Here is a 6,388-nt window from a genome sequence, read left to right on the forward strand (position 1 = left end):
CGAGGACGACACGGGCCGCACGCCGTCCTCCGGGGCCACGCAAGCCCCGCTGTCCTCCGGGCCCGGGGCTCCCGCCGCCACCGCGCCCGCGGACGCGCCGGTGCTGGACTCCCTGGGCTCCGGTGAGGCGCCGCGCACGACGGACGCGCAGCAGCAGCGGCTGGTGAATGGCGCGCCGCTCTACAACCCGAACGTCAACGTCCACATCGTCCAGAAGAAGCGCTTCGCGGACGGGGGCAAGCACGAGCTGGTGCTGTACCCTGGCGTCGTCCAGGTGAACGGCAAGTTCACCAACCACGTGGGCACCGCGCTGCACTACGTCTACCACCTGCAGGAGAACTTCGCCCTCCAGGTGGGCGGCCAGTACAACTGGTACTCCGACGAGAGCGACTTCAACCTGGAGCTCATCGACAAGGTGCGCGAGCAGGCCCAGGCCGCGTCGTCGCTCCTGCTCCAGTGGGGCGCGCACGCCGGTGTCGAGGTGACGCCGCTCTACGGCAAGTTCGCCTTCTTCAACAACTCGCTGGCGCAGTTCAGCGTGGTGCTCAGCGGTGGCGCCGGCATTGGCAAGACGCGCCACCTCATCCGCCCGGAGGTGGCGAACGAGGTGGAGGGCCAGACGTACCAGGTGCCCGCGCGCTTCGGCGACACCGGCAACAAGTTCCTGGGGGAGGTGGGCGGCGGCTTCCGCCTCCAGTTCGGCGAGTCCTACGCCATCCGCCTGGAGGTGCGCGACCTCATCTACACCGCGCGCGTGGACAAGGTGGACGGCTGCAACCTGGCGGACTTCGAGGCGCTGGAGGCCGCGAGAGCCGCCAACCAGCCCTTCGACGGCCTCAACCTGAGCGGCAGCTGCAAGGTGGCGAAGTTCGACGGCGTGGACCCGGAGACGAAGAAGAACTACCGCGAGGACATCATCCTCGGGAGGGACCTCGTCGCCGAGCCTTCGTCGGACGTCCTCAACAACGTCAGCTTCTACGCTGGCTTCTCGGTGCTCTTCTAGCCATGTCCCGACTGCTCCGACTCCTCGTCGTCCTCGGGCCCCTCGCCGTGCCCGCCGTCGCGTTCGCCCAGCAGGACGTGGGCACGTACAACCGCGCGCTGTCCGCCTTCAACGCGGGCCAGCTGGACACCGCTGCCCCCCTCTTCGCGCAGCTGGCGGAAGGGGAGGACCCGGACCTGAAGGGCAAGGCCGAGTTCTACCTGGCGCAGACCTTCGCCAAGAAGGAGCTGCCCGTCGCGGCCTTCATCTCCTACGCGGCCATCGTCAACGCCGGCCCCAAGCACCCCTCGTACCTCAAGGCCATCGAGGGGCTGGTGGACATGCAGCAGCGGCTGGACGAGCAGAACCTCATCCCCAGCATCCTCAACCAGGCCTACTCCGACGAGGTGCGCGACCTGTGGGTCACGCTGCCCAAGGAGGTGCTCGCGCGCATCAACTACCTGGTGGGCACCGCCAGCCAGCGCCGCATGCGCTTCGAGGAGGCCCGCTCGCTGCTGGAGGCCGTGCCCGCCGACAGCCGCGTCTACGCGAAGGCCCGCTACCTGCTGGGCACGGTGCTCGCCGACCCGCGCTTCCCGGGCCGTCCCGGGGAGGGGGACACGCTGGACAAGGAGGCCATCGCCGCGTTCCAGGCCGTGCTGAACACGAAGGAGCCGCAGGTGGAGCTGCCGCAGACGCGCCAGCTGGCGCTGCTGGCGCTGGGCCGCGTGCACTACCGCCGGGGCGAGTACGCGGACGCGGTGAAGGCGTACGAGCGCGTGCCCCGCTACGCGCGCTTCTGGGACCAGGCCCTGTTCGAGAACGGCTTCGCCCGCTTCCAGAACGAGGACTTCGGCGGCGCGCTGGGCAGCCTCCAGGCGCTGCACGCGCCGCAGTTCGAGGGCGCGTTCCAGCCCGAGTCGTGGATCCTCAAGGCCACCGTCTATTACTACTCGTGCCTCTACGACGAGGTGAAGACGACGCTCGCCGCGTTCGACGAGCGCTACGGCCCCATGGCGAAGCAGCTGGAGCCCTTCACCGGCGAGGACGTGGCGCCCATCAACGCCTTCAACCTGGTGTCCTCCGAGAACCGCCGCCTGCCGCGCGCGGTGTACCTGTGGATCCGCAACAACGAGCGCATCCGCGAAGTCATGCGGACCCTCTCCCGCGTGGACCAGGAGAAGCGCGCCATCAGCGAGGGCCCGTGGCGCGGGACGCCGTTCGCCGCGCAGACCGTGGCGTCGCTGGAGGACATCCGCACCACGCTGCTCCAGGTGGGCGGCACGCTGGCGAAGAACCGCATCCAGGAGGCCGCGGACAACCTCCGCACCTTCTCCGACCAGGCGGAGATCATCCGCGTGCAGACCGCGCTGGATGAGAAGGACCTCTTCTCCGAGGGCGTGGACCAGAAGGCGCTGCTCACCCGCCAGACGCTCTACCGCCCGAAGATGCCCGGCGCGGACTACAACTACTGGCGCTTCCAGGGCGAGTTCTGGATCGACGAGATCGGCTACTACCAGTACACGCTCAAGCGGGGCTGCCCCGCACGCCAGGAGAAGTAGCAGGAGTAGGGCCCAGGCCCACCTGGCAGGCAACCGAAGCCGCATCGAGGCCCCGCCACCGTGACAGACGTCACGAGGGTCGGGGCCTCTTCGCGTGATGTTGAGTCCTGGAAGGTGGCTCGGCGTGATCGCGTACGCCGGGGCACAAGGCATGTTCCGGGCCACTTCTCAATCTGGGTACCCGCGTCTACTTTCCGTCGTCCCTCCCCGCTGGGCAGAAGTTTTCCCAGGGTGGCGAGGCGCGGTTCTCCAGGAGCTCGCATGAAGGTGGTTCTTCGGTTCGGTGCACTGGCGGTGGGCGTCGCGCTCGCGGCCGGTGGGGTGGGGGAGGCGGCGGAGACGACGGCACCGCCGCGCAAGGTGGCTACGAAGAAGTCCGCTTCCGCGAAGGCCGCGGGCAAGAAGGGTGAGGCCGCGAGCAAGAAGCAGGAGGCGAAGAAGGCGGCGCTGCCGCCCGGCGTGGCGCCCCAGGACATGCGCAAGGGCCCGGCGCGGGTGAAGCCCGCCACGGCCAGGTTCGCGGACGTGCCGCGCATCGCGGACTCCAAGCGGGAAGCGCTGGCGGACAAGAAGCGCGACGAGGCCATCGAGGGCTTCAAGCGCCTCATCCCCAAGCTGCAGGAGACCTCCACCCAGAAGGCGGAGATGCAGTACCGCCTGTCGGAGCTCTACTGGGAGAAGTCCAAGTACCTCTACCAGCTGGAGATGGAGCGGTTCCTCGCGGCGGAGAAGGCCTACGACGCCGCCGTGGCGCGCGGCGAGAAGGCCACGGCCCCGGAGCAGGACCACCGCGACTCCGAGCGCTACCGCGCCGAGACGATGCGCATCTACGAGGCCATCCTCGCCGAGTACCCGGACTACCCGGCCCGCGACGAGGTCCTCTTCTCCCTGGGCTACAACCTCTACGAGCTCAACCGCCGCGAGGACGCGGTGGCGCGCTACGAGGAGCTGATCCGCGACTTCCCGAAGTCGCAGTTCGTCCCGGACGCGTACATCCAGCTGGGCAACCACTACTTCGAGAACAACAAGCTCGCGCCCGCGAAGGAGAACTACGAGAAGGCGCGCGCCGCCGGCGTCCCGAAAATCTACGCCTACGCGACCTACAAGCTGTCCTGGTGTGACTTCAACGCGGGCGACCTGGACGCGGGCCTGAAGAAGCTCCACGAGGTGGTGGACTACGCGGGCCAGCGCGGCGAGGAGCTGGGCGACCTGCGCACGGAGGCCCTCAACGACCTCACCGTCTTCTACGTCCAGCTGGATCAGCCCAAGGAGGCGCTCGCCTACTTCAAGCAGAAGGCTCCGGCCAAGCGCCAGGGCCGGCTGCTCGCGAAGACGGCCGCGGGCCTGGTGGACGCGGGCCACTTCGACAGCGCCATCCTGGTGTACCGCACGCTCATCGACGACTCGCCCATGGGCGTGAACGCGCCGGAGTACCAGCAGGCGGTGGTGCGCGCGTACGAGGGGCTGCGCCAGCGCCAGCAGGTCCGCAAGGAGATGAAGCGGATGGTGGACCTCTACCGCCCGGGTGGCGAGTGGTGGACCGCCAACGCGGGCAACGCGGGCGTGCTGCGCAACGCCTTCAGCGTCACCGAAGAGGCCATGCGCGTGATGGTCACCGAGTACCACCAGGAGGCGCAGAAGACGCGCCAGGTGGAGACCTACCGGCTGGCGCGCGACATCTACAAGCAGTACGTGGACGCGTTCGCCTCCAGCGACAACCCGGAGTTCGTCGCGGACTCCGCCTTCAACATCCGCTTCTTCTACGCGGAAATCCTCTGGGCCCTGGAGGAGTGGGAGGCCGCCGCGGGCGAGTACGACGCCGTCGTGGCGTTCAAGATCCCGGACCGCGACTCCGCGAAGGAGGTCTCCAACGAGGCCTACCGCAAGTCCGCCGCGTACAACGCGGTGCTCGCCTACGACAAGCTGGTCAAGATTGAACGCGGCCAGCTCTCCAGGAGCGACCTGAGGGACGGCCAGAAGGTCGACGAGAAGAAGGACAAGGGTGACGTCGCCAGGCAGAAGCTGGTGAAGCGCGACGCCAAGGAGCAGGCCGAGCAGGCGCTCACGAAGTTCGAGGACCGGCTGGTCGCCGCGTGCGACACGTACAACACCCTCTACCCGGGCAACCAGGATGAGATCGACCTGCGCTACCAGGCGGCCGTCATCCTCTACGACCGCGCGCACTTCGTGGACGCGGCCCGCCGCTTCGGGGAGATCATCGAGAAGTTCCCGGAGGAGCGCCGCTCGCGCGACGCCGCGGACCTGACCATGTACGTGCTGGAGAGCCGCGAGGAGTGGCAGGAGCTCAACACGCTCTCGCGCAAGTTCCTGGGCAACAAGAAGCTGTCCAAGCCCGGCTCCGACTTCGCCCAGCGCGTGGCCCGCGTGGTGGAGGGCAGCCAGTACAAGTACGTGGACGAGGTCGTCTACAAGAAGGAGAAGAACCCGGCGAAGGCCGCCGAGGCGTTCCTCGCCTTCGTGACGGAGTTCCCCAGGTCGGAGAACGCGGACCGCGCGCTCACCTACGCGATGGTCATCGCGCAGGAGGCCGGTGAGGTGGACAAGGGCATCACCGCCGGCGAGCGCGTCCTCAAGGAGTACCCGAACAGCAACTTCGAATTGCAGACCCGCTACACGCTGTCCGGCCTCTACGAGAAGGTCGCCGAGTTCAAGAAGGCCGCGGCCATGTCCGAGTCCTTCGTGGCCGAGTACGACGCGGCGATGAAGGCCCGCGAGGCGCAGGCGAAGAAGGCCAAGGACAAGAAGGCCAGGGCCGCCCCCGTCGCGAAGAAGGACGACACGCCGGGCGCCGCGGAGGACGCGGAGTCCAAGCGCGCGCAGCGGGCCGCGGAGCGCAAGGCGCAGGTGGACGCGGCGGGCAAGTGGGTGGCGGACGCCCTCTTCAACGCGGGCGTCTGGTACGACGGCCTGGGCGAGTCCCAGAAGGCCGTCAACGCCTGGAACAGCTACCTGACGCGCTTCAAGGACCGCAAGGACGTGCCCCAGGTGGCGTTCTCCATCGGGCTCGTGTGGGAGAAGGAGAAGAAGTGGGGCGACGCGGCCCGCGCCTTCAACCGCTTCGTGGAGGACTACGGCCGGGACTCGCGCACCGCCGCGGGCCAGCCGTACCTGGCGCGGTACCACGAGCTGCTCGCGTACCAGAAGATGAAGGACGTGCGCGGCCAGGAGAAGGCGCAGGAGGAGCTGGTGCGCGGCTGGAACAGGCTGGCGGAGAGCGTGCGCAAGGACACCGCGGTGCTCAACGCGTACGGCCACGCGCGCTTCCTGGCGCTGGAGCCCACGTGGAAGCGCTTCTCGGACATCAAGTTCACGCGCGTCTCCACCATCCGCCGCGACCTGACGGCCAAGCAGCGGGAGATGCAGCGCGTGGAGAAGGAGTACGCGGCGGTGCTCGCCACGGGCTCCGGCGAGTGGGGCATCGCGGCGCTGACCCGCATTGGCCTGGCGTACGCGGACTTCGCGCGCAACATCATGGACTCGCCGGACCCCTCCGGGCTGGATGAAGAACAGCTGGGCATGTACCGCGCGGAGCTGGAGAACCTGGCGCTGCCCCTGGAGGACAAGTCCAGCGAGGCCTTGGAGAAGGGCCTCCAGAAGGCCTACGAGCTGGGCATCTACAGCGAGTGGACGCTGGCCGCGCAGGAGCAGATCAACAAGCTGCGCCCGGGGGCCTACGCCCAGGTGAAGCCGGTGACGTACCGGGGCAGCAGTGATTCGCGCATCGCCGCGGGCGTGCTGAGGGACCTCAACGGCCCCATCAGCGCCTCCGCGGAGCCGAAGCCCGCCGCCGCGCCCGCCGCGCCGGAAGCCGTGCCCGCCGGGG

General features: G+C 68.7%; 3 protein-coding genes. All 3 read left to right on the forward strand.

Translation table 11 applies throughout. From position 1 onward, the window contains the following. Window positions 1-1,003: outer membrane beta-barrel domain-containing protein (locus ACLEQD_RS34390; protein ID WP_410389893.1), on the forward strand; the 1,003-nt coding region annotated here is incomplete at its 5' end. Between the two features lie 2 nt (window positions 1,004-1,005). Next, window positions 1,006-2,544: a tetratricopeptide repeat protein gene (locus ACLEQD_RS34395; RefSeq protein ID WP_410389895.1), complete on the forward strand. Its 1,539-nt coding sequence runs from the start codon at window positions 1,006-1,008 to the stop codon at window positions 2,542-2,544. Between the two features lie 261 nt (window positions 2,545-2,805). Next, the coding region (locus ACLEQD_RS34400) for a tetratricopeptide repeat protein (RefSeq protein ID WP_410389897.1) at window positions 2,806-6,388 on the forward strand (3,583 nt) is incomplete at its 3' end.

The organism is Corallococcus sp. 4LFB, assembly GCF_046520365.1.
Taxonomy (GTDB): Bacteria; Myxococcota; Myxococcia; order Myxococcales; family Myxococcaceae; genus Corallococcus; species Corallococcus caeni.

Excerpts from the sequence above, each read along its gene's own strand:
- ACLEQD_RS34395 (WP_410389895.1), top strand. The coding sequence starts at position 1,006 with ATGTCCCGACTGCTCCGACTCCTCGTCGTCCTCGGGCCCCTCGCCGTG.